This window comes from Streptomyces sp. TS71-3 (assembly GCF_018327685.1).
Taxonomy (GTDB): Bacteria; Actinomycetota; Actinomycetes; order Streptomycetales; family Streptomycetaceae; genus Streptomyces.
Window position 1 is genome coordinate 1311093 of record NZ_BNEL01000001.1, and the last position, 21482, is coordinate 1332574.

The 21482-nt window shown below is 71.3% G+C and carries 17 protein-coding genes and 2 pseudogenes; 7 read left to right on the forward strand and 12 right to left on the reverse strand.

All coding sequences use genetic code 11. The annotated features are described in order from the left end of the window. Positions 1-17 precede the first annotated feature (17 nt). The 5 genes from Sm713_RS05470 to Sm713_RS05490 all read right to left on the reverse strand — a co-directional run bounded on the left by Sm713_RS05470 (position 18) and on the right by Sm713_RS05490 (position 4320). The gene (locus tag Sm713_RS05470; protein WP_212908531.1) at positions 18-1040 is read right to left on the reverse strand and encodes a galactitol-1-phosphate 5-dehydrogenase; all 1023 of its coding nucleotides are present in this window, start codon (positions 1038-1040) and stop codon (positions 18-20) included. Positions 1041-1116: 76 nt separating this feature from the next. Beyond that, the gene (locus Sm713_RS05475) at positions 1117-1953 is read right to left on the reverse strand and encodes an SDR family oxidoreductase (RefSeq protein ID WP_212908532.1); all 837 of its coding nucleotides are present in this window, start codon (positions 1951-1953) and stop codon (positions 1117-1119) included. Positions 1954-2015: 62 nt separating this feature from the next. Next, positions 2016-2180: a hypothetical protein gene (locus tag Sm713_RS05480; RefSeq protein WP_212908533.1), complete on the reverse strand. Its 165-nt coding sequence runs from the start codon at positions 2178-2180 to the stop codon at positions 2016-2018. Continuing rightward, on the reverse strand, positions 2177-3115 hold the full coding sequence (locus Sm713_RS05485) for an MBL fold metallo-hydrolase (protein WP_212908534.1): 939 nt from the start codon (positions 3113-3115) through the stop codon (positions 2177-2179). Before Sm713_RS05485 ends, Sm713_RS05480 begins: the two co-directional genes overlap by 4 nt. Before the next feature lie 245 nt (positions 3116-3360). Next, positions 3361-4320 (reverse strand): GlxA family transcriptional regulator, encoded by a 960-nt coding sequence (locus tag Sm713_RS05490; protein WP_212908535.1) that lies wholly within the window; start codon positions 4318-4320, stop codon positions 3361-3363. 134 nt (positions 4321-4454) lie between these two features. On the opposite strand from Sm713_RS05490, the gene Sm713_RS05495 reads away from it, so the two are divergent. Both Sm713_RS05495 and Sm713_RS05500 read left to right on the forward strand, forming a co-directional pair. Then, positions 4455-5093 carry an HD domain-containing protein gene (locus Sm713_RS05495; protein ID WP_212908536.1) on the forward strand — a complete coding sequence of 213 codons (639 nt, stop codon included), beginning with the start codon at positions 4455-4457 and terminating at the stop codon, positions 5091-5093. A gap of 274 nt (positions 5094-5367) precedes the next feature. Further along, positions 5368-6309, forward strand: a complete 942-nt coding sequence (locus tag Sm713_RS05500) for an NADP-dependent oxidoreductase (protein ID WP_212908537.1) — start codon at positions 5368-5370, stop codon at positions 6307-6309. 146 nt (positions 6310-6455) lie between these two features. Here Sm713_RS05500 and Sm713_RS05505 read toward each other — a convergent pair. The 3 genes and pseudogenes from Sm713_RS05505 to Sm713_RS05515 all read right to left on the reverse strand — a co-directional run. Next, positions 6456-6695 (reverse strand): annotated as a pseudogene (locus Sm713_RS05505) (IS5/IS1182 family transposase); the annotation flags it as partial. A 1484-nt stretch (positions 6696-8179) separates the two neighbouring features. Beyond that, complete coding sequence (locus Sm713_RS05510; RefSeq protein ID WP_212908538.1) at positions 8180-9538, reverse strand: APC family permease; 1359 nt, start codon at positions 9536-9538, stop codon at positions 8180-8182. 117 nt (positions 9539-9655) lie between these two features. Beyond that, a complete protein-coding gene (locus Sm713_RS05515) occupies positions 9656-10573 on the reverse strand; it encodes a carbon-nitrogen hydrolase family protein (protein ID WP_212908539.1) in 918 nt (305 codons plus the stop codon). Positions 10574-10747: 174 nt separating this feature from the next. Here Sm713_RS05515 and Sm713_RS05520 point away from each other — a divergent pair, with 174 nt between their 5' ends. Continuing rightward, positions 10748-11518, forward strand: coding sequence for a FadR/GntR family transcriptional regulator (locus Sm713_RS05520; protein WP_212908540.1), 771 nt, complete (start codon positions 10748-10750; stop codon positions 11516-11518). Positions 11519-11676: 158 nt separating this feature from the next. On the opposite strand, the gene Sm713_RS05525 is transcribed toward Sm713_RS05520, so the two are convergent. After that, positions 11677-12039 carry a nuclear transport factor 2 family protein gene (locus Sm713_RS05525; protein WP_212908541.1) on the reverse strand — a complete coding sequence of 121 codons (363 nt, stop codon included), beginning with the start codon at positions 12037-12039 and terminating at the stop codon, positions 11677-11679. Positions 12040-12104: 65 nt separating this feature from the next. Beyond that, complete coding sequence (locus Sm713_RS05530) at positions 12105-12890, reverse strand: SDR family oxidoreductase (protein ID WP_212908542.1); 786 nt, start codon at positions 12888-12890, stop codon at positions 12105-12107. A 127-nt stretch (positions 12891-13017) separates the two neighbouring features. On the opposite strand from Sm713_RS05530, the gene Sm713_RS05535 reads away from it, so the two are divergent. Beyond that, positions 13018-13830 carry a MerR family transcriptional regulator gene (locus Sm713_RS05535; protein ID WP_212908543.1) on the forward strand — a complete coding sequence of 271 codons (813 nt, stop codon included), beginning with the start codon at positions 13018-13020 and terminating at the stop codon, positions 13828-13830. 62 nt (positions 13831-13892) lie between these two features. Here Sm713_RS05535 and Sm713_RS05540 read toward each other — a convergent pair whose 3' ends face one another. Beyond that, complete coding sequence (locus tag Sm713_RS05540) at positions 13893-16316, reverse strand: SpoIIE family protein phosphatase (protein WP_212908544.1); 2424 nt, start codon at positions 16314-16316, stop codon at positions 13893-13895. 1351 nt (positions 16317-17667) lie between these two features. Between Sm713_RS05540 and Sm713_RS05545 the strand changes: the two genes are divergently transcribed. After that, positions 17668-18825, forward strand: coding sequence for a multicopper oxidase family protein (locus Sm713_RS05545; protein WP_374196030.1), 1158 nt, complete (start codon positions 17668-17670; stop codon positions 18823-18825). Continuing rightward, positions 18812-19018: pseudogene (locus Sm713_RS05550) on the forward strand (MMPL family transporter); the annotation flags it as partial. The gene Sm713_RS05545 and the pseudogene Sm713_RS05550, both read left to right, overlap by 14 nt. Positions 19019-19130: 112 nt before the next feature. Here the strand turns inward: Sm713_RS05550 and Sm713_RS05555 are convergent. Beyond that, positions 19131-20183, reverse strand: a complete 1053-nt coding sequence (locus tag Sm713_RS05555; protein ID WP_212908546.1) for a hypothetical protein — start codon at positions 20181-20183, stop codon at positions 19131-19133. Between the two features lie 272 nt (positions 20184-20455). Here Sm713_RS05555 and Sm713_RS05560 point away from each other — a divergent pair, with 272 nt between their 5' ends. Beyond that, positions 20456-21367, forward strand: a complete 912-nt coding sequence (locus Sm713_RS05560; RefSeq protein WP_212908547.1) for a squalene/phytoene synthase family protein — start codon at positions 20456-20458, stop codon at positions 21365-21367. The last annotated feature ends 115 nt before the right edge of the window (positions 21368-21482 follow it).

Genomic DNA, 21482 nt, shown 5'->3' on the forward strand with positions numbered 1-21482 from the left:
TGGGCTGGCGCCCACCTTCATACGGCGCCCCCGACGACACCGGGCCGGGCCAGTTCCCCCCGGGCCTCCTCGGCCAGGGCGAAGACGACCTTGTTGTACCAGGTGCGGCGCCCGAGCATGTCCGCGAACATCCGGGGCGCCTCGTCCAGGCCCGGGGTGTGGCTGATCAGCGGTGCCACCTTCAGGTCACGGCCGAGGTGGTGGACCACCATGTCCCATTCGCTGCGCCCCGCCGGCGTGATCTTCGAGTTCCAGGTGCCGTACAGGCGCAGCTCCCGGCGGAGTACGGAGGAGACCAGGGAGCGCGGGAGGGTCAGGTCCCCGGACAGGTCGCCCAGGAGCATGACCTGTCCGAACGCGGCCGCCGCGGTGACGGCCTGGACGGCGGTGGCGGGCAGGCCGCTGGCCTCCACCGTGCAGTCCGCACCGCGGCCGCCGGTCAGCTCCCGGAGCTGCTCGGCCGTGTCGGCGGCGGAGGCGTCGACGACGGGGAATCCGAGTCCGGCCATGACGGCCCGCTTGCGCTCGTCGATGTCGGCCACGTACACCTCGCTGGCGCCGAGGATGCGCAGCCACTGTGCGGCCAGCGCGCCGATGGGCCCCGCTCCGATCACCAGTGCCGTCGCGTGGGCGGGCAGCTCGAACTTCAGCATGGCGTGCAGGGCGACCGCCGCCGGCTCCACCATGGCGGCGTGGACCAGCGGTACGTCCCGGGCCACCGGCACCAGATTGGCCTCGGGGACGTGCAGGAACTCGGCCATCGCGCCGTCGCGCCGCGATCCGTAGCAGTCGTAGCCGGAGCTGACGGAGTACTCGCCGATCCGTGCCATCGGGTCCGCCGGATCCGGCAGGAGGGGGAAGACCGCCGCGCGGTCCCCGGGCGAGAAACGGCATCCCTGCGGCACGTCCTCGACCACGGCGGAGAACTCGTGGCCCAGGACGAGGGGGTAGTGGTAAGCCTTGCCGCGGCCGAATCTCAGCACGTCGGAGCCGCAGACGCCCACGCCTCCGATGCGGACGAGGACGGAGCGGTCACCCACGGGGCGGGGGCGGGAACGTCCGTGAGGGGGAGGACCCCTTCGGACTGCAGTACTGCTGCCTTCATCGCTCGTGTCCTCAGACTTCCATGCCGTAGCGGTGGGCCTTGTGGGTCGGGTAGAGCGCGATCTGGGGGATGGTGACGTCGGGGGTGCGCGTGGCCACGTAGAGGGAGGCCTCGGCGACGTTGTCGACGTCGATGCAACTGGCGTGGATGCCCTCGGCGATTTCCCTGTCGTCCAGCCAGCCGTCCAGGTAGGCGGGGATGTCGCCGTCGTAGAGACCCCTGTCGATGATCTCGGTCATCGGGGTCTTGACGTGTGACGGATTGATCACCGTCACGCCGATGTTCTTGTCCCTGCCCTCAAGGAGGATGTTCTTGCTGAACCCCATCATTCCGTGCTTGGAGGCCCGGTAGGGGCTGTGGCCGGGGCCCGAGGCCAGCCGGGCCGAGGACGATCCCATGTTGAGGATGCGTCCGCCGGCGGGCTGCTTCTCCATGACGCGGAAGGCTTCACGGCAGCAGAGGAACACGGCTGTCAGGTTGGGGCCGATGGTCTTGTTCCACTCGTCGAGCGTCACCTCGGTCACCGGGGGCGAGAGGGAGTCCCGGCCCGCGCTGTTGACGAGGAGGTCCACGCGGCCCCAGTCCTCCACGGCGGTCCGGAAGAAACTCCGCACCTGCTCCTCCTCGGTGACATCGGCCTCGACGCCTTCACAGGTGCCGCCCGTGGACCGGATGGAGTCGACGACGCCCCGGAGCCGTTCGCCGTCGAGGTCCACGAGGAGGACCCTGGCCTGGTGGGCGGCGAAGATCCGGGCGACGGCCTCGCCGATGCCGGAGGCGCCGCCGGTGACGATGGCGACCTTGCCCGCCAGCGCGCTGCCGGTGGCGGGTTCGTCGATGCTGGTCATGCTCTCCCTCGCGGATACGTGAGACGTACGTGGTCGGTTGGCGTGCCCGGTGCGCGCGGCGGTCAGGGGACCGCCGCGGCGATGTCCGGGCCATGGCGCTCGTTGCGGCCGCTGGCCCCGCGGGCACCCTGTATCGCCCAGAGGAGCGAAGCGCTGGACGTGCGGGGGGCGACGACCGGGACGACCCGGACACGGCGCAACTGCTCGGGGAGTTCTGTGGGGTTCACCGGATCTCCTGGGTGGCGGCTTCGCCAGGGGTGAGGACGTAGGCCTGGCCGACGCTCGGCACGGTCCAGGACACCGACGTGGCGCTGCCGCGCAGTTCCTCTCGAATGCGGGCCGGATCGACCGTGTTGAAGTCGAACAACCCGAAGTGGTGGCAGAGGAGGTGGGGGATCGAGGCCCGCTCGCACAGCTCGGCCGCCTCGCGCACGGTGAAGTTGCCGGGGACGCCGTTGCCGGTGCGGTGGGCGTCACGCCCGTTGACCGGCAGCAGTGCGAGGTCGACGCGCAGGTCGCGCAGGAGTTCCGCCTGCCCCTGGTAGGGCACGCAGTCACCGGAGTGGTAGATGCGCGCTCCGCCGATGCCGAGGACGTAGCCGAGGAAGCGGTGGTCGCCGTTCCCGTCCTGTTCGAGGTCCTCGTGCGCGGCGGGGACCGGCTCGACCGTGATGCCGTCCAGCGTGATGCGCTCGCCCGCGGTGGTGCCGGTCAGCCGGCCGGGGGGAACCCCGCGCTCCAGGGCACGTGCGCGCTCGGCACGTGGCACCACGAAGCGGGGGTCGTTGTGCGGGAGCAGTTCGCGGATGGTTCCCGGATCCATGTGGTCGGTGTGTCCGTGGGTGCACAGGACGGTGCCGACACCGCGGATGTCCTCGGGTCTCACCGGCGCTGGGTGCATCCGTGTGGGGGGGAAGAGGGTGCCGCGGTACTTCCGGGCGAGGGTGTCGGACAGGTAGGGGTCGACGAGGACCAGCCGCTCGCGGTGGCGGAGGGCGAAGCCGGCCTGACCCAGCCACCACAGGGTCAACCCGTCGGCTCCGGCCGCCCCTGATGCCGGGAAGCCGCCGGAGACGGCCTCGCCGGGCGCCCGGCGAGGCCGCGGGTCCGGCCGGAGGCCGGTTCGGTGAGGGTGTGTCAGGGGGCTGTCGGCGTCGTTCATGGGGAGATCGCTCCCGTGGCGTGCGGGCATGGTGGGGGAGTCGTGGCTGATGCGGGGGCCGCGCTCTCCAACCACGGCCCGCGTCGCCCGTGTTCGGCGACGACTTCAAGGTCGCGGAAGTTTCGAGCGAGTGTCAATCTTCTCGAAGAAATTTCCATCTTCCAGATCGGGGGCGCCCGCGCGGACGCCGCGGGAATTCGGGGAGGCCCTTTACCGCGGATGCGGTCCCCGGACCGCGTCCCCGTTCACCGGGTCGTGCTGAAGCGCCGCTGGAACGCCGCCGGGCTCATGGACAGCTCTCGTGCGAAGACCCGCCGCATGCTCTCGTAGCTCGGGAAGCCGGCCAGGTCTGCCGCCCGGGCCGTGGCGTGTCCCTGGTCGAGGAGTGCCTTCGCCATGTCGAAGCGGATCATCTCGACGTAGCGAGCGGGGGTGGTGGAGAGTTCCTCGCGGAAGAGGCGTGTGACGTGGCGAGGGCTCACGTTCAGGTGGCCGGCGAGCCCGGCGAGTGAGTAGTCGCCCTTGGGGTCCGACGTCACGAGGTCGGTGATCCTGCGGAGTGCGGGGGAGCGGGGCGGCGGTCCCTGAAGCGGGGCGGAGAACTGCGACTGGCCGCCCGCGCGCTGCAGGTAGACGACCAGGGAGCGGGCGACGTCGCGGGCCAGGGCGGGGCCGTGGTCCTCCTCGACGAGTGCCAGCGCCAGGTCGATGCCGGCGGTCACCCCCGCCGAGGTGTACGTGGCGCCGTCGCGGACGTAGATCGCGTCGGGGTCCACGTGGCTGCCGCGGGACCGGGCGGCCAACTCGTGGGCGACCTTCCAGTGCGTGGTGGCACGCTTGCCGTCGAGCAGGCCGGCGGCGGCGAGGACGAACGCTCCGGTGCAGATGGACACGGTCCGGTCGGCGCGGAGTGCCAGCGTTCGTGCGGCGTCGAGCACGTCCCGCGCGACGGGGTCGCGCGGATACAGGTCCGCGCCGGCCACCAGAAGGGTCCGGATCGCGGACGCCGAGGCCACCGCGTCGTCGACGCCGATCCGGATGCCGAGCGAGGAGGTGACGTCCTCACCCGTCGGCGACAGCAGCACCACGCGGTAGCCGGCGCCGAGCTTGTTCGCCTCGGCGAACACCTCGACGGGGCCCGCGACGTCCAGGAGGGTGACCCCGTCGTAGACGAGCACGGCGACCTGGTGCGTGGCTGGGGTCATGGTCCCTTCCCCTCCTGTCCGGATTCGAGTGGTTCATGGCCGGACCGGGGCGGCGCGAAATGCCGTGCGGTGCGAGTCTGGAATGCGCGGACACCGTTATTCGTAACATACCGAAAGTAAGAAGTGCGCAGACCATGACTGAGATCATTGCGGGAGTGGAGATTCCCGAAACAGCGGCGGTCGCCGATTCCACCCGCCTTGTCCGGGAGACGACCGGTCCTCTCATATTCCACCACTCCCGACGGGTTTTCCTTTTCTCCGTGATGCACGCTCGCCGGCTCGGCCTTGAGCCGGACCCCGAGCTGCTCTACCTGTCCGCCATGTTCCACGACACGGGCCTTCTGAGGCCCTTTTCGGAAGCGGCACAGCGTTTCGAGGTCGACGGCGCCGACCACGCGCGCTCGTTCCTGCTCGACCGCGGCTTCCCGGCTTCGGCCGCCGACGTGGTCTGGACGGCGATCGCGCTCCACACCACACCGGGGATTCCCGGCCGCATGGGTCCGGAGACGGCCGCGACGCATTTCGGCGTGCTGACCGACGTGCTCGGGTTCGCCCTCGACGAGCTGGACCGCGACCGCGTCGACGAGGTCACCGCCGTCCATCCCCGGGGCGACTTCAAGAACGAGTTCCTGCAGGCCTTCGTCCAGGGCCTCAAGCACCGCCCGGAGACCGCGAACGGCACCGTGAACGCGGACGTGCTGGAGCACTTCGTCCCCGGATTCCGGCGCGTGACGACGGTGGAGCGCATCACCAACGCACCCTGGCCGAGCTGACGGCGAGAGTCGGCGGCGCGGGCTGGCGGCGCCTGCTGGCGGCGAGAACCCGCGGATACCGAGTACCGGCGGCGCGTTCGTGTTCATCGCATCGAATGCGCGCGATCCGATCTCCGTCCGCTTCCGGCTCCCGGGAACTGCGGTGCGGCGGCACGGCGGTGCGGAGTGCAGGCCGGATCATGCCACAGTGAACCATTCTCGCGGCGCGCGGGAACCGGGGGCAGACTCATTCGCCTCACGGACAATTCACCTCACGAATCAAGGACCTATCGTCATGCAGGCCGTAGCCGTTCGAGACCGAGAAGCCGGGGTCGAGGGACTTTTCCTGACGGACATTCCCCATCCCCACGCCGCCGAGAACGACGTCATCGTGCGCGTGCACGCCGCCGGCTTCACCCGCGGGGAGCTCGACTGGCCCGGAACGTGGTCGGATCGCGCCGGCCGCGACCGGACGCCCAGCGTCCCCGGGCACGAAGTGTCCGGCGTGGTCGCCGAGCTGGGCTTCGGAACCACCGGCCTCAGCGTCGGCCAGCGGGTCTTCGGACTCACCGACTGGACCCGCAACGGCTCGCTGGCCGAGTACACCGCGGTGGAGGCCCGGAATCTCGCACCGCTTCCGGCCGACATCGACCACACGACGGCCGCCGCCCTGCCCATCTCGGGGCTGACGGCGTGGCAGGCGCTGTTCGACCACGCCCGTCTCGCGGCGGGACAGACCCTTCTGGTCCACGGTGCCGCGGGCGGCGTCGGGTCGCTCGCCGTCCAGCTCGGCCGCGAGGCCGGCGCCCGCGTGATCGGAACCGGGCGGGCCGACGACAGGGACGCGGTACTCGGTCTCGGCGCCGAGGCGTTCTGGGACCTGGGATCCGATCGCCTGGAGGACGCCGGCGAGGTCGACGTCGTGCTCGACGTGATCGGCGGCGAGATCGGCGACCGCTCGGCCGCGCTGGTGCGCGCCGGCGGCACCCTCGTCACCGTCGCCGGACCGCCCACGGCCCGGCCGAAAGACGGGCGCGCGGTCTTCTTCGTCGTCGAACCCGACCGTGCCCGGCTCGCCGAACTCGCCCAACGCGTGCGGGACGGACGGCTCCGGCCGATCATCGGCTCCGTGCGGCCCCTCGCGGAGACGCCGGAAGCCTTCGCCCGGCGCGTGCGCGTCCTGGGCAGGACGATCATCCAGGTCGGACTGGCTCACATCCACGTCCGACAGGACTGACATCCAGGTCGGACAGGACTGAGGGCGGCATCTGTACGCGGGGCGCCATGGCGAGGTGAGACCTCGGCCCAGGCAGGTGCCCTCCCGAGGCTGGGGCGAGTGCCCTTTCGCTTCCGGGTGGGTGCGCCTGTGGCGCGCAGGGCGGCCAGGCGGCAGGCGAGTTTGAGGAAGGCTTCGTGGATGTCGGCTCGCCGTTTCCAGCGCACTAGAAGGCGCCGGAAGCCGTGCAGCCAGGCAAAACTACGTTCCACCACTCGCCTGTAGACGCCCGGTCCGCTGCCGTGAGGTGTGGCCCGGCGATCGATCACGGGCGGGATTCCGCGGGCACGAACCTGGTCCCGGCAGGTGACATGGTCGTAGCCGCGGTCAGCGAAGACGGACCGCGGCTAGGTCGTGTCCGGCGGATCTTCGTGGGCCCGCGACTCCCCCACTGCCTGAAGGGCGTGGGTGGGGGTACCTCCCACGCCCGTTTTCAGGGCAGTGGGGGAGTGCCCCCAGCACCGCACCTCGCCGCGTTGTCGGAGTCAGCCGAGTACGCCCCGTACGAGGACGACCCTCCGCCTTGCGATGCACGGCACCAGACGCCGCAGGCTGATCCACGAAGATCCGCCGGACACGACCTAGTGGCGCTGCCTGCCACGGCGGCCTCGTACGGGTGGGATGGCATCGGAGCAGCGGCAGCGACGAGGCGTAAAAATCGAGAGACGCGAAGCCTGCCCCCACAGCCCACAGGGCAGAGCCGTCAAAGGTCGGTTTCCGATCTTGGATCACGACCACCGCCAGGATGAGCGCCAACCCTGCCGGTTGCGCAATGGCAAGAACGGTCATTGCTGAACGGGTGCGCGATGGGATTCCACCGAGGAAGTCAGCCATCCCCCAGAAGAGGCTGGCGATGAGGGAGAGAACGATGGTCATCGCGACGACGCCTCTGACGTTGCGTAATTCGTGGAGGGAGGTGAACGCAGGGTGTTCTCATCTGATCTCACCGCGACGTCCGCGGGGCACCTCTCCCGGGGACAGGCATCGAGATCGCACATCCTGCATATCCGCTCAGCATGAGCAGCATTCCGAGTCGCCGAGGCCAGGATCTTTTCCACCAGCAGTGTCAGGGTCTCGCGCTCGTGATTGTCAAGCACTGCCAAAGATGTGTGCAGGACACCGTGGCGTTGGTCGAGGATCGACTGTGCGGGCGGCCGTGCCTCGGGGCGTGAGGTAAACCGAGACGGATCGTCCGTTACGACCGGGCCGACGCTCGGCAAAGCCGTCAGACACCAGCCGGTCGACGACACGCACAGTCGCTGATTGAGTGCGCCCCAGAGGATCCTTGAGTCGATCAATGCCCGAGCCGGGCTGCTGGGCCAAGTAGGTCAACGCAGCAGCTGTCGCGCCGGTGTGTCCCGCTGCGGATTCCGTCGCGCCTGCCAGTGCATCGGACAGGGCTGAGAGGAGGGCGCCTGTGAGGTTCACGAGTCGTCTCGACTCATGCTCGTCCATCCAAGGAGTAATGCATGCCTCATGCATGTTATGTCGATCACTGTTCCCCATCCTTCGCGACAGCGTCCCGCATGCGCGCGCGACGGCTCCCGTGGACGGCTCGTCCGGAGGGCGGTGTGAGGGCACCGCAGTGCGTCGACGTCTCAGGCACCGGGTGTGTCCCGGCTCGAAGGGACCGGCACGCTGCCCAGGATCCATTCGGCAACCCGTCCGATGGAAGGCCGGCCATGGAGGGAATGTGAAGAGAATGGGTGGAAGAGGTAGGGCGCTCATCTTTTTCTGGCGGTGGCCGAACCGGGGGGTGAGAGCCGCCCCTTGGGGCCCGGCGCCGCCGCGCCGGGCCCGGCGGGACCCCTCAGGTGCTCCCCTCAGGTCCTCAGGCCGCTTCGTGCACGGGGACGTCCTCCGTGAACTCCATCTGCGGCGGCGGGGCCCGGAACCCCTTCGTCAGATAGGCCAGGTAGGCGATGCCGAGGGCGAGCCAGATCAGTCCCAGCGTCTGGGCCTTGGTGTCGAGGTGGATCAGCAGCCACAGGTCGACCACGGTGCCGATCGCGGGGGCGATCACGAACGACAGGACGCGGGGGCTGCCTCCGGCCCTGCGCTCGCGGATGAAGGTGGCGATGACGCTGAGGTTGACGAACGTGAAGGCGGTGAAGGCGCCGAAGTTGATGAAGGAGGTGGAGGTCGCGACGTCGAGCCGCAGGGCGACCAGGCCGACCGCGCCGGTGAGCAGGATGTTGAGGGTGGGTGTGCGGAACCGCGGGTGCACCCAGCCGAAGACCCGGCGGGGGAGCACCGAGTCGCGGCCCATGGCGTACAGCAGCCTGGACGTGCTGGCCTGGGCGGATATCCCGGACGCGGACTGCGCGACGACCAGGCCGGCGAGGAAGATCGACGAGAACAGGTCGCCGCCGATGGTCTTGGCGATCTCGAAGGCCGCCGAGCTGGGGTCGTCGAAGGTGCTGCCGGGGTGGACCAGCTGCGTGGTGTAGGCGACCGCGATGAAGATGCCGCCGCCGAAGAGGGCGGTGAGGAGGATGGCGCGCGGGATGGTCCGCTTCGGCTCGATGGTCTCCTCGGTGAGGGTGGTGACCGCGTCGAAGCCGAGGAACGAGTAGGCGGCGATGGCGGCACCGGCCGAGACACCGGCCAGGTTCGTGGCGTGGTTGGCGAACGGCGTGGCGCTGGCCAGGGCCCCGGCTCCGCCGACGTGGACGACGTGCCGCAGCGAGAGTACGACGAAGATGCCGATCACCAGCACCTGGAAGACCATGAGCAGGTCGTTCGTGCGCTCCGCGGTCTTGATGCCCCGCACGTTCAGGGCGGTGGTCAGGGCGATGAAGCCGATGATCCACACCCAGAACGGGACGCCCGGGAACTGGGCCTGGAGATACGCGCCGCCGATCAGCCAGATGACCATGGGCAGGAAGAAGTAGTCCAGCAGGGTGGCCCAGCCGACGAGGAAGCCGACGCGCGAGTCGATGGCCTTGCGGACATAGGTGTACGCGGAGCCGGCCACGGGGTGGGCGGCGGCCATCTTCCCGTAGCTGTGCGCGGTGAAGAGCATGGCCCCGAGCGCGAGCAGGTAGGCGGTGGGAACCGCGCCCCCCGTGGTGCCGGCCACGACGCCGAAGGTCCCCAGGACGATCAGCGGGGTCATGTACGCGAGGCCGAACAGGACGACTGATCTCAAGGTGAGCGCCCGGGTGAGCGTCTGTGCGGTGGGATCCATGGCGGGGGCTCCATTGCCGTTGCGGGACGGGGAGGACGGGGACGGGGATCGGTGACGGGGACTCGGGATGGGGGACGGTGGGTGGGGGAGGGGAGCGGCGGGGCAGTGGTGGCGGGGTCAGCCGGCCGGGTCGCCCGCGGGCGCCGGGTCGCCCGGAGGCCCCGTGCGGCGGGCGGGGTTCCAGCGGCGGGGGTCGATGCGCCCGCCGTACATGGGGAGTTCCACGGGGGCGTCGGCCTCGGTGAACTGGTCCCACATGCGGTTCAGGCCGGCGGTGCCGAAGGTCCGTACGCGCGTGACGTCGTCCAGGTCCAGGACGTCGGTGAGGACGGTGGGCTCGCCGCCGGCGGCCTCGACGCGGATCCGTCCCTCCGGGTCCACGACCAGGCTGCGGCCGGTGCCGAGGGGGCCCGCGGTGTTCACGCTGGCCACGAAGACCTGGTTGACGATGGCGTTGGCGCGGGCCAGGACCAGTTCCTGGGCGCGGTCCGCGGTGGTGGTCATGACCGGGTTGACGATCACCTCGGCACCCATCCACGCCAGGTGGCGGGCGACCTCCGGGAACCAGGCGTCGTAGCAGATCGCGAAGCCGACCCGGCCGGTGCCGGGCAGGTCGGCGACGACGAACCGGTCGCCGGGGTCGTACGGCTCGTAGGGACGCCACGGGAAGACCTTGCGGTACGAGGCCGCGAGCCGGCCCTCGGGGGAGAAGGCCAGGGCGGTGTTGAACAGCTCGCCGCCCTCGCCGCGCTCGCACACGCTGCCCGGCACCAGCCAGATGCCCAGGTCTCCGGCGAGCTCGCCGAGCTGCCCGGACCGGCGCCCGTCGAGCGGTTCGGCCGCGTCCTGGAGCTGCTTCTCGCTCTCGCCGCGAGGGCCCTCGACGCCGCACAGGTGGAGCTCGGGATAGACCACCATGCGGGTGCCCGGGAACCGCCCGACCAGGTCCTCGACCTCCTCGGCGAAGCCGGACAGCGGCGCCGCGGCCGGGCGAGGGGGCGCCTGGGCGAGCGCGACGGGCAAGGGGCGGGACACGACGGGGACCACCTGTTCTTCCTGAACCCGCGACGGCCGGAGCTGGGGGAGCTGCCGAAGCCGGCGGAACGGGCCGGTGGCCGGGGAGCCGCCGCGGTGGCCTCAAATTAGAGCAATATGAGACCTTATTCAATAGTGCTCATTGTGAGATCTTTTCCGGGCTACAGTGGGTCCATGCCTGGACACCGCGAGACGCAGCCGGTCGAGGCCGGCGCATCCGAGGCGGCTCTCCCCGGCCTGACCGCCGCTCCCCTCACCGGTATCCGGCGGCTCTCGGCGCTGGACACGGTCCGCGCCCGCATCGCGCTCGCCATCGATCTGGGTTTGCTGGCCCCCGGGGAACGGCTCCCCGCGACGGACCGGATCGCCGCGGCACTCGGCGTCGGGGAGATCACCGTCCGCCGCGCGCTCGCCTCGCTGCACGGGGAAGGCCTGCTGGAACGCAGGCGGGGCCGCACCGGCGGCACTCTGGTCGCCGAGCGGCCCACGAGGGGGACGGTGGGTGCGGCGCAGGTCTACCGCTCGGCGAGCGCCGACGTGCACCGCCTGATCGACCACCGGCTCGTCCTCGAATGCGGCATCGCGCACCTGGCGGCCACGCACGGGGACCCGGACGCCGTCGATCGCCTCGACCGGCTCGTCGAGGAGATGGACCGGGCGCCGAGCTGGGCCGATTTCCACGGCTGCGACGAGCGGTTCCACCTCGCCGTGGCCGGCGCGGTCGGCGTCCCCTCGGCCGCCGAACCCTACGGCGCCGTCCTGCGCGACCTCTACCGCTACTACCTGCCCTACCCGTTGGACACGCTCCGCGAGTCCAACGACGAGCACCGGGCCCTGGTCGCCGCCATCCGCCGCGGTGACCCGGCGGCCGCGGGCGACATCGCGCGGCGCCATGTCGAGGTGCTGCGCCGGACGATGTTCGTGGGTCTGATGGAGGGCACCTGACGGGGCTCGCGGCCTGGCGGGTGGCGTCCGGCCGGGTTCGTGGGTCTGGTGGTGGACTGCGCCTGACCGGGATCGTGGCCTGGTGGACGGCACCTGACCGAGCCGGTGGGGGCTGACCGAGCCGGTGGGGGCGGCCGGGCAGGCTCGCTCCCCACCGGTCAGGGTTCGATGACGAGCCCGGCCACCCGGCCGTCGCGCAGGGTGAACCGGAAGCGGAGGTCGACGGTGCCGCCGGGGAAGTCGCCTTCGAGGTGGTGCACGGTCACGTAGTGCTCGTCGTCGACCCGCTCGGCCGCGACGAGTTCGCTCGTGTAGGTGTACGCGGACGCGGTGCGGGCCCGCCACGCTCGGATCTCGTCCTTCCCCCGGTAGGTGTGGCCCTCGTCGACGACCACGGCGTCCTCGGTGCAGCAGGCGGCGGTCGCGTCCGGGTCGCGGGTCGCGTGGGCGGCCAGGTAGGCGGTGACCGCCTCGGGCAGCGTGGCGGTGTCGATCGCCTCGGGTCGGTTCGGCGCGTTCATGGTGTGGGTCCTTTCCGTTGCGGGTTCGGCTGTGCGGCCGGGTGTGTGGCCGGGTGTGTGGCCGGTCAGCCGACGGTCGGCACGGTGCCGCCGTCGATGGTGTGCTCGGCGCCGGTGATGGACGCGGCGCGGTCCGAGACGAGGAACGCGACCAGCTCGGCGACCTCCTCGGGTTCGGCGGGGCGGCCGAGCGGGATGCCGCCGAGGGAGTCCATGAGCTGCGCCAGGGCCTCCTCGCGGGAGACCCGGCCGGTGGTGGCGATGCGGCTGACCAGGCCCTCGGCGCCCGCGGTGCGGATGAACCCGGGGGAGACGGTGTTGACGCGGACGCCGTGCGGGCCGAGCTCGTTGGCCAGGCCCTTGCTGTACGTCGTGAGCGCCGCCTTGGCCGCCGCGTAGCCGAGCGTCGCCTCGTACAGCGGCAGGCGGCGCTGGATGGAGGAGACGTGCACCACGGCGCCGCCGCCGGCCTCGATCATGCCGGGAAGCAGCAGCCGGTCGAGGCGCACCGCGGCCAGCAGGTTGAGCTGGAGCTCGGCGTCCCAGCGGTCCTCGCTGAGCGCGGCGAAGCCGCCCGGGGAGGAGTCCGAGCCGCCGAGGGTGTGCACCACGATGTCCACACCTCCGACCCGGCTGCGGACCCGGTCCGCGACGGCCGCGGCGCCGTCCGGGGCGGACAGGTCGGCGGTGACGAACAGGTCCGGATCGGGGTGGCCGGCGGGTATCGCCCGGGCCACCCCGAGCACCGTCGCACCGGCTTCGCGCAGGCGGGCCCCGATGGCGGCTCCGGTGCCCTTGCTGGCACCGGTGACCAGGGCCCGGCGGCCGTCCAGCCGCTCGCTGAGGGTCATGACGCCTGACCCGGCGTAGAGATCGTGTCCATGTGTCCACCGTGGAGTCTCCCGCGGGGAGAGGGTCAAGCGCCCACCAGCACGGGCCCCGCTGGACCCTCCGGAGGGCGGGGTGCAGAGTGGAGGCGTGGTCCGTGGCCTGACGATCGGCGAGTTCGCGCAGCTGACGAAGCTGAGCGTGCGCACCCTGCGGCGCTACCACGAGTCCGGACTGCTGGAGCCCGCCTCCGTCGATCCCGCCACCGGGTACCGCTACTACACCGGCGAGCAGATCCCCACCGCCCAGGTCATCCACCGCCTGCGCCTGCTCGACGTGCCGCTGATCGACGTCCGCAAGATCCTCGCCACCGAGGACGCCGGCGAGAGGGCCGGCCTGATCGGCGGGCACGTGGCGCGGCTGGAGGCCGAGCTGGAGCGCACCCGGGCCACCGTCGCCTCCCTGCGGCAACTGCTGCGCCCCGACACCGGGGAACTCGACGTGCGACTGCGCGCGGTACCCGCCAGGACGGTCGCCGCGGTCGAGGGCGTCGTCGACCACGACGACGTGCTCGACTGGTACACCGACGCCATGGCCGAGCTGGACGCCGCGGTCGCCGGGCACCGGCGGCTCGGCCCGCCGGGCGGGCGCTACGCCAACGAGCTGTTCACGGGCGGGCGGGGAGCCGTGCTGGTCCACCGGCCCGTCGCCGACCCTCCGGCCCGCGGACGGGTCGGGCCCGTGGACCTGCCGGCCGTCGAACTCGCGGTCACCGTCCACCGCGGGCCGCACGACGACATCGACGTCACCTACGGCCGGCTCGGCGCCTGGGTCGTGGAGCAGGCGCTCGCCGTGGACGGCCCCGTTCACGAGACCTACCTCGTGGCCCCCCGCGACGACCCGGACCCGGCCGCGTGGCGCACCGAGATCGGCTGGCCCGTCTTCCGCCTCGCCCCGGGGTGACGTTCGCGCGGCGCCCCGGGCCCCGCGAGCCCGCATGATCCGGACGAGGGGCTGGAGATGACCTAGAGCTCGGGGAGCGAGATGAGCGGGCTCTCGGCGGCGTCCAGGGGCTGTTCGGTCCAGATGGTCTTGCCCTGGCTGGTGTAGCGGGCGCCCCAGCGGGTGGTGCACTGGGCGACGATGAAGAGTCCCCGGCCGCCCTCGTCCGTGGCCTCGGCCCGGATCAGCCGTGGTTGGGTGTTGCTGGGGTCGCTGACCTCGCAGATGAGGACCTGGTCGCGCAGGAGGCGGACGCGGATGGGGGCCCAGGCGTAGCGGACGGCGTTGGTGACGAGCTCGCTGACGACCAGTTCGGTGGTGAAGACCAGGTGGGTGAGGTCCCAGGCCTCCAGCTGCCCGATGACGGCGGTCCGGGCCTCGGCGACCGAGCCGGCCTCGGCGGGGAACTCCCAGACGGCGACGGAGCCGGGGTCGACGGCGTTGACCCTGGCCAGCAGGACGGCGATGTCGTCACGGGGCTCGGAGCGGACGGCGCCGGCGAGCAGGTCGTCGCCCATCGCCTCCAGCGAGCGCCCCTCCCGGTACAGCTCCGCGAGGCGCCGTTCCACGCTCCGCTGCCCGTCTCCGTTGGCGTAGGGGTCGAGTTCGAGGAGTCCGTCGGTGAAGAGGGCGAGGATGCCGCCGGGTTCGAGGGTGAGGGTGGTGGATTCGTAGGGCATGCCGCCGACGCCGAGGGGTGGTCCTGGTGGGACGTCGAGTTGTTCGGTGGTGCCGTCGGGTCGTACGAACAGGGGTGCGGGTTGTCCTGCGCTGGCGAAGGTGCATTGGCGGGTGGTGGGGTCGTAGACGGCGTAGAGGCAGGTGGCGCCGCTGGTGTCGCTGCGGTTGGTGGGTGTTTCGGCGGCGAGTCGTTGGACGAGGTCTTCCATGTGGCCGAGGACTTCGGCGGGGTCGAGTTCGAGGATGGCGAAGTTCTGTACGGAGGTGCGCAGGCGGCCCATGCCGGCGGCGGCGGGCAGGCCGTGGCCGACGACGTCGCCGACGACGAAGGCGACGCGCAGCGAGGGCAGTTCGATGACGTCGAACCAGTCCCCGCCGACACCCGTGCCGCCACCTGCCGGTGCGTAGGCCCCCACCGTGTGCGCCGCCGTCACATCGGTGACCGCCCGCGGCAGCAGCCGCTCCTGGAGGCCGACCGCGGCCCGGTGCTCGTAGGCGTACCGGCGGGCGTTGTCGATGCCGAGGGCCGCACGGGAGGCGATCTCGCCGAGGAGCCGTGACTCCTTGTCGCCGAACGCGGGCGAGTCCGCGGTCCGCCAGGCGGTGACGGCGCCGAGCATCAGCCCCCGCGCGAACAGCGGCGACACCAGCACCTGTTGCGCGTCCTCGGGCACCAGCAGCCGCACCAGCTCTTCGTCCCCCAGCAGGTTGCCGATGATCTCCTGCCTGCTCAGCAGGACGGGACGGTCCCGGAAGATGTCCCGGACCTGAGGGGTGTCCGGCAGGGCGGGGAACGTCTCCCCGACGCCCAGCATCGCCTCGGGCCATGGGCCGTGCGTGGCGATGGCGGCGCGTACCAGGGGGGCGTCCTCGCCGGGGAAGGGGGAGGCGAGCTCGTCCCCGGCGAGCACCGGCCGGGTGATGTCGACGCTCGCCATGTCGGCGATCTCGTTGACGACGTCGGCGAGCGCCTGGGCGGTGCGGCGGACGTCCAGCGAGAAGCCGATCCGGGTCGCCGCGCTGTGCAGCAGCTCCCGCTGCTGGCGGATCCGCTCCTGCTCGGTGACGTCCTCCACGATGACGACGACCCCGGACGGCTCACCCCGTGCGTCCTCCATGCGGAACGAGGACACCGAGACCGTGCGATCCCGCGGCGGGGTCTCCCCGGAGCGCCACCGGTGCTGCCGCGAGATCTTGGGCACCCCGGTCGTGAGCACGTTCCTCAGGGTCGCCTCCACCTCGGCCACGTCCCGGACCCACCCGACGTCGGCGACCCGGTCGCCCGGCCGCATGTCCGGGACACCGAACATCCCCGAGGTGATGTTGGAGCGTCCGAGGGTGAGGTCCGGCCTGCGCAGGAAGACGCCGATCTGGTGCTGGCCGAGCAGCGCGCGCAGCAGCGCCACCCCCCGTCCCCACTCGACGGCCGTCTCGGCCGGAACGAAGGTGATCACCTGGGCGCCCGCCGTGCCCTCGGTGGCCGCCACCCGGAAGGCGACGTCCACGCCCGTGCCGTCCGCGTGCCGCAGCGCGGCCCGCCCGTGGCCCGGCCGGGGCACCGGCGCCCCGTCATCCGGGCCCCATCGCGCGCCGTCCGCGAGCAACTCGCTCACCGGACGGCCGGTCACCTCGCCGGGCGGCCGTCCGAGCAGCCGCGCGGCCTCGCGGGAGCAGCCCACGACCGTCCCCGTGCCGTCCACGAGGACCGTGGCGAGCGCGGGGAGGCAGAACCCCTGGTCGTCCGGCCGTCCCGCGGGCGCGTTCATCACCCACTCCTGTGGTGGACATACGGCATACTTCTGAACAATTCTATATCGCGCAAAATCAACATTTGCCGATAAAGCGACATCGGACGCGAGCGTTCAGCCGGCACCGCACCGTAACCGCGCCCCGACCGGGGGTACTGCGGGGCCACCACGGTGGCGTGGGCAGCCGGGCTCGCCCCGCTCGGCCTGCCGGCCGCCTCGGCCCGGGCCGCTTCCGCGGCGGTGCCCCTGCCGATCACCGGGTACGGGTACCGCCCCGCGCGCTGGGCTGCCCCGGCCTGTCGGCACCCCGTTCCCCGGGGCGCTGGAAATCCACTCCGCGATCGGCTCAACGGGTGGAATCACGGCGGAGCGGACCGGCGCGCGACGGCACACCGCAAATCGGCTCCTCATCATGGGGGCGTCGCCCGGGGGCGCGGAAAGAGCCGGAGAAGATGGATCTCGGACGAAGGCGGTTTCTCATGGCCGGCGCCGCTTCAGGCGCGGCCGTGCTGCTTCCCCAGGGCGCCGAGCAGGCACGGGCCTTCGCGCCGCCGCGGGTCCGTACGCGGTCCGCGGACGCCGCGGTGCCGACGACCCCGGCCCTGAGGAAGTACGTCGATCCGCTGCCCAGGCTGAAGACGGCCATCCCGGATCCGTCCGTGTATCCGGGTGCCGACTACTACGAGATGACGATGCTCCAGCGGACGTGGCGGTTCCACCGGGATCTCGGGCCGGCCACCGTGTGGGGTTACTGGACGAGGAACCCCCACGACCCCCGCGAGCCGACCGGCATGGGGTATCTCGGGCCGACCATCGTCGCGACGAAGGACCATCCCTCCGTCGTCAAATACCGCACCGAGCTGCCGACCACCCATCTGTTCCAGCCCGTGGTCGACCTGATCCGCGCGGGGGACCCCCAGCTCACCCCGCCGCCCTACAACGGCATGACGGAGCTTCCCGAGGGTGTGGACGTGTTCAACGTCGTGCACAGCACGGCGGCTTCACACCGCCGCAGTCCGACGGTCTGCCCATGCACTGGTTCAGCCCTTAGGGGTCCTTGCACTATGAGCGTCCGATCAGGTCGCGTGGTCTGGTGCCGTGCATCGCAAGGCGCCGGAGAGTCCTTGATGGGGGTCCCCCCGCTCGCGCGAAGCCGAGAGTGGGGGAGGAGCTACCAGGGCTTTTCGGCAACGCGGCGAGGTGCGGTGCCGGGCCGCGCGAGCCGGGCGGGCATAGTGCAAGGACCCCTTAGGGCGTCCACGGCCCGGACTACGCCACGCTGGACCCGGGGCGCGTCAGGCCGAACGAGGCGATCTACGCCTACACCAACCACGAGAACTCCGCCATGCTGTGGTACCACGACCACGCCATGGCGATCACCAGCCTCAACGTCTACGCGGGGCTGGCCGGTGCCTGCCTCATCCGCGACCCCGCCGACAGGCGGCTCGGGCTGCCGGAGGGCGAGTTCGAGGTTCCGCTCGTCCTCCAGGACCGGACGTTCAACGCGGACGGGTCGCTCGCCTACACCATGACCGAGGTCGACGGCGCGGACACCGCCGTCGTCAACGGAAAGGCGTACCCCCTCCTCGCCGTCCAGCCGCGGCGCTACCGGCTGCGTATCCTCAACGGCTCCAACGAGCGGTTCTGGCGGCTGCGGTTCAAGGCCGGGGCCACGACCCTGCCGTTCTGGGTGATCGGCACGGACGGCGGCTACCGCACTCCGGTGCGGTTGGAGAGCATCCTGACCTCGCCGGCCGAGCGGTTCGACGTGATCGTCGACTTCGGCCAGGTCCCCCTGGGCACGAACGTCACCCTCCAGAACTTCGACGCCCCGGTCCACTACCCCGACGGCACCGGTCCGGAGATCCCGGAGATCATGCGGTTCCAGGTGACCGAGCGGCTGTCGGGAGCGGACAGGTCGACGCCGCCCGCGGCACTCCGGCTGCCGGCGGTCGTACCGATCGTGCCGACGCCGCGGACGCGCCGGCGGGAGTTCGTCGTCCACCAGAAGGTGGTCAACGAGACCATCACCCTCAACGGGCTGCTCTTCATGGCTCCGAACGAGGATGTCATCGAGAACGGCTCCACCGAGATCTGGGAGTACATCGACCTCCAGCACGAGGGCCACCCGATGCACGTCCACCTGATCAACTTCCAGGTGGTGAACAGGCAGTCGCTCGACGCGACCGCCTACCAGGCGGACTACGAGACATGGCTCGCGGGCGGCCGGAAGCCGGCGGACAGGCCCGTGCTGGAGAAGTACCTCAGCGGTGCGCCCACGTCACCGGACCCGGACGAGGACTTGGCCTACAAGGACACGGTCAAGATCTACCCGGCGACGGTGACCAGGATCATCATGACGTTCGACGTGCCGGGCACCATCGCGTCCATCCCGGGCAGCGGCACCGAGCTGCCGGCGACGTACGTCCACCACTGCCACATCCTCGAACACGAGGACAACGACCTGATGAGGCCGTGGACGATCGTCGGCAACGGTGCCGAGGGCGCCGGCGGCGGCAGCCGCTGACGGCGGGCTGGCGTTCGGGCACCTGCTCGGCTTCGAGGGGACGGATCCCGGTCTCGGCCTGCTCTCCCTCGTCTTCCTGGTCGCCCTCGGCGTCGACTACGGCATCTTCCCGATGCACCGCATGCGCGTGGAGTCCCTGACGGGCGCCGAGCCGCGGCGGGCGGCGCTCAGGGCGCCGCGGACCACCGGCGGGTGCGGCAGCGTGATCTCTTTCCGGAACTCGGACGCGTTCCCGTGGTGACGCGGTGCTGCGCCGCGACACGGCCGCACGGCAGCACAGCCGTATGGCCGCGCGGTCGAGGATGTCAGGGCGCCGACAACCGCGGGCAGTAGACGTTCTCCTCGGTCTCGCAGTCGTGCACGGTGCCGTCCGCGTTGGCGACCAGTTCCTGTTGGGGATGGTCCGGGACCGCGGGGGTGAAGAACGGCTTCTTGCCGTCTTTGATGACGCTTTTGTACGTCCCCTTGGAATCGCTGTACGTCGCGTCTATCACCCATTGGCAGTCCTGGTCCCTGATGGCGGCCTCTATCCGCAGCGCACCAGGGGTCGTGTTCTTGCCCAGATTGATCGTGTGGTCCTTGAAGTAGGGGCGGTCGCCGTCGATCACGAGAGGGGAGGCACTGTCCTTGTTGAGGTCGAAGAAGACGCCGTCGCGGGGGCCTCCACCCTCCGACACGGCGTACACGACGGCTTTCGCCGCGGCGGGCCGGCAGTGGACCTTCCTCGCGTGCATGTCGACGATGGAGAGCTGGCTCTCCCGGTCGCTGTAGATGTCGACGTACACCGTGTTCTCCGCCCCGCTGTACACCTTCGCCCTTCCTCGCCAGGACTCGTCCACGATATGGACGTCCGGTCCGTGGAGGAGAGCGTCTGCCCGCTGCCAGGCCCGCGGGTCCTGCCTGTGGGTGAAGCCGGTGGTGATGGTCTTCTTCTGGGCCTCACTCAGGGTGTGGTCGTAGAGGTAGATGCTGTCGATGGGCATGTCCTGCTCGTACCGGACCCTCGCCGTGAACGGCGGTTCCTTCTGGTCGATGGAGTGCTGAACGGACGCCTCGTGCCGGGCGGTCCAGGGAAGGCTGATGTAGTCCGTCGCGATTCCGTACACCGTCGCGCACACCGCGGCCACCGCGATCCATCCGAAGCGGACTCCGACGCGCTTCCATCTCTCCCTGCGGGGCAACCCTTCCGCACCCGGTGCGATCTCGCTCGTCACGAGGTCCCCGAGGGAGGCGGGCGTGGATCCGGGGCCCGGCCCGGACGGGGGAGTGGACGGCGCCGCGCTGCTCCCCGACTCCGCGGCGGGCGTCGGCGGTGGGCTCGTCGGCGGTGGGTTCTCGGAAGGGTCCGCTTCCGGCATCTTCGCCCTCCTCGGACGTGGTGCGACGACATCGCGCAGGTTCGCAGAAGCGCAGGGCCGGTCCAAGGGCGTTATGCGTCAAAGGAGCGGGTGCGGGGGTCCGGGGGTGCGGGGGTAGCGGGTGCCGGTGTCCGCCGGGGTCGCCCATGTGCAGGTGGTTGCCGTGCGTTGGCGCGCCCGGTGCCTCGTCCGCCTCGGCGATCTCACCGTCGTCCCGCCCGTCTAGGCTCGGACGAGCGGTGGCCGTCGGCCTGGCGGAAAGGCGGGAAAGCGTGCGCGGGTGGGACAGGGCGCTGGACGCGGCGGGGATCCACGACCCCGGGCTGCGCGGTGACTACGGCCGGCAGCGGGAGCAGGTCGTGCGGTACAAGCGGGAGGTCGTGCTGGCCGCCGGGCTGCTGCTGCCGGAGCGGCTGGTCCCGCACGTGATCGCCGCCGTCGCCTTCATGCACCGCACGGACACGCTGCTCGACAGCGGCCCGGTCGAGGGGCGCGCGGCCGCCTACGAGCAGTGGGGCGAGGAGGTCGCGCGGGGTCTGGGCGCCGGGGAGTCCGACCACCCCGAACTGCGCGCGCTTCTCGCCACCGTCTCCGCGCACCCCGTCCTGCGCGACCGGGTGGTGGACTACCTTGCCGCGGCCGGCGCGGACCTCGACTTCACCGGGTTCCAGGCCGAGGCCGACTACCAGAGCTACGTGGACGGCTACTCGCTGCCCGCCTTCATGGTCGTGACCACCCTGCTCGGTCCCGACGGCGACCAGAGCGCCTACCGCGCCGCCTGCCGCACGTACATCGAGGCCGGCCAGCGGCTCGACTTCGTCAACGACCTCGCCGAGGACCTGGCGGGCGGCCGGCTGACGATTCCCGAGCAGGTCCTGAAGCAGCACGACGTCACCCGCGCCGACCTGGAGCAGGCCCGCGACCTCCCAGGAGTCCGGGCGCTGATCGCCGGCCTGCTCGACCGGACCGACCGCGCCCTCGCCGACGCGCGGGCGCTGGTCGACCTGGTGCCGGCCGCGAACCGGCCCATGGTCCGGTTCATGATCCGCGTGGACGAGCTCACCAGCGCGGCCGCCCGCGCCGACATGCCCGCACTGCTCCACCGTTCCGCGAGCCCCTCGAAGTTCGCGGCTCTACGGGCCCTGGGCGGCGAGTACGTCCGCTCTCGCCCGCTCCGCGGCTGACCGGGCGCTGTGCCGACCGGTCCCGCCGGCGGGCGGGGGCCCGCCGGCCGGACCGGTGCGGGTTTGCCCACAGGCCGCAGGCGCCAGCGTGAGGCGATCACCGCGAGCACGATCG

Excerpts from the sequence above, each read along its gene's own strand:
- Sm713_RS05495 (WP_212908536.1), top strand. The coding sequence starts at position 4,455 with ATGACTGAGATCATTGCGGGAGTGGAGATTCCCGAAACAGCGGCGGTC.
- Sm713_RS05540 (WP_212908544.1), bottom strand. The coding sequence starts at position 16,316 with ATGAACGCGCCCGCGGGACGGCCGGACGACCAGGGGTTCTGCCTCCCC.
- Sm713_RS05530 (WP_212908542.1), bottom strand. The coding sequence starts at position 12,890 with ATGACCCTCAGCGAGCGGCTGGACGGCCGCCGGGCCCTGGTCACCGGT.
- Sm713_RS05520 (WP_212908540.1), top strand. The coding sequence starts at position 10,748 with ATGCCTGGACACCGCGAGACGCAGCCGGTCGAGGCCGGCGCATCCGAG.
- Sm713_RS05490 (WP_212908535.1), bottom strand. The coding sequence starts at position 4,320 with ATGACCCCAGCCACGCACCAGGTCGCCGTGCTCGTCTACGACGGGGTC.
- Sm713_RS05485 (WP_212908534.1), bottom strand. The coding sequence starts at position 3,115 with ATGAACGACGCCGACAGCCCCCTGACACACCCTCACCGAACCGGCCTC.
- Sm713_RS05500 (WP_212908537.1), top strand. The coding sequence starts at position 5,368 with ATGCAGGCCGTAGCCGTTCGAGACCGAGAAGCCGGGGTCGAGGGACTT.
- Sm713_RS05555 (WP_212908546.1), bottom strand. The coding sequence starts at position 20,183 with ATGCCGGAAGCGGACCCTTCCGAGAACCCACCGCCGACGAGCCCACCG.
- Sm713_RS05545 (WP_374196030.1), top strand. The coding sequence starts at position 17,668 with ATGGCGATCACCAGCCTCAACGTCTACGCGGGGCTGGCCGGTGCCTGC.
- Sm713_RS05525 (WP_212908541.1), bottom strand. The coding sequence starts at position 12,039 with ATGAACGCGCCGAACCGACCCGAGGCGATCGACACCGCCACGCTGCCC.
- Sm713_RS05510 (WP_212908538.1), bottom strand. The coding sequence starts at position 9,538 with ATGGATCCCACCGCACAGACGCTCACCCGGGCGCTCACCTTGAGATCA.
- Sm713_RS05475 (WP_212908532.1), bottom strand. The coding sequence starts at position 1,953 with ATGACCAGCATCGACGAACCCGCCACCGGCAGCGCGCTGGCGGGCAAG.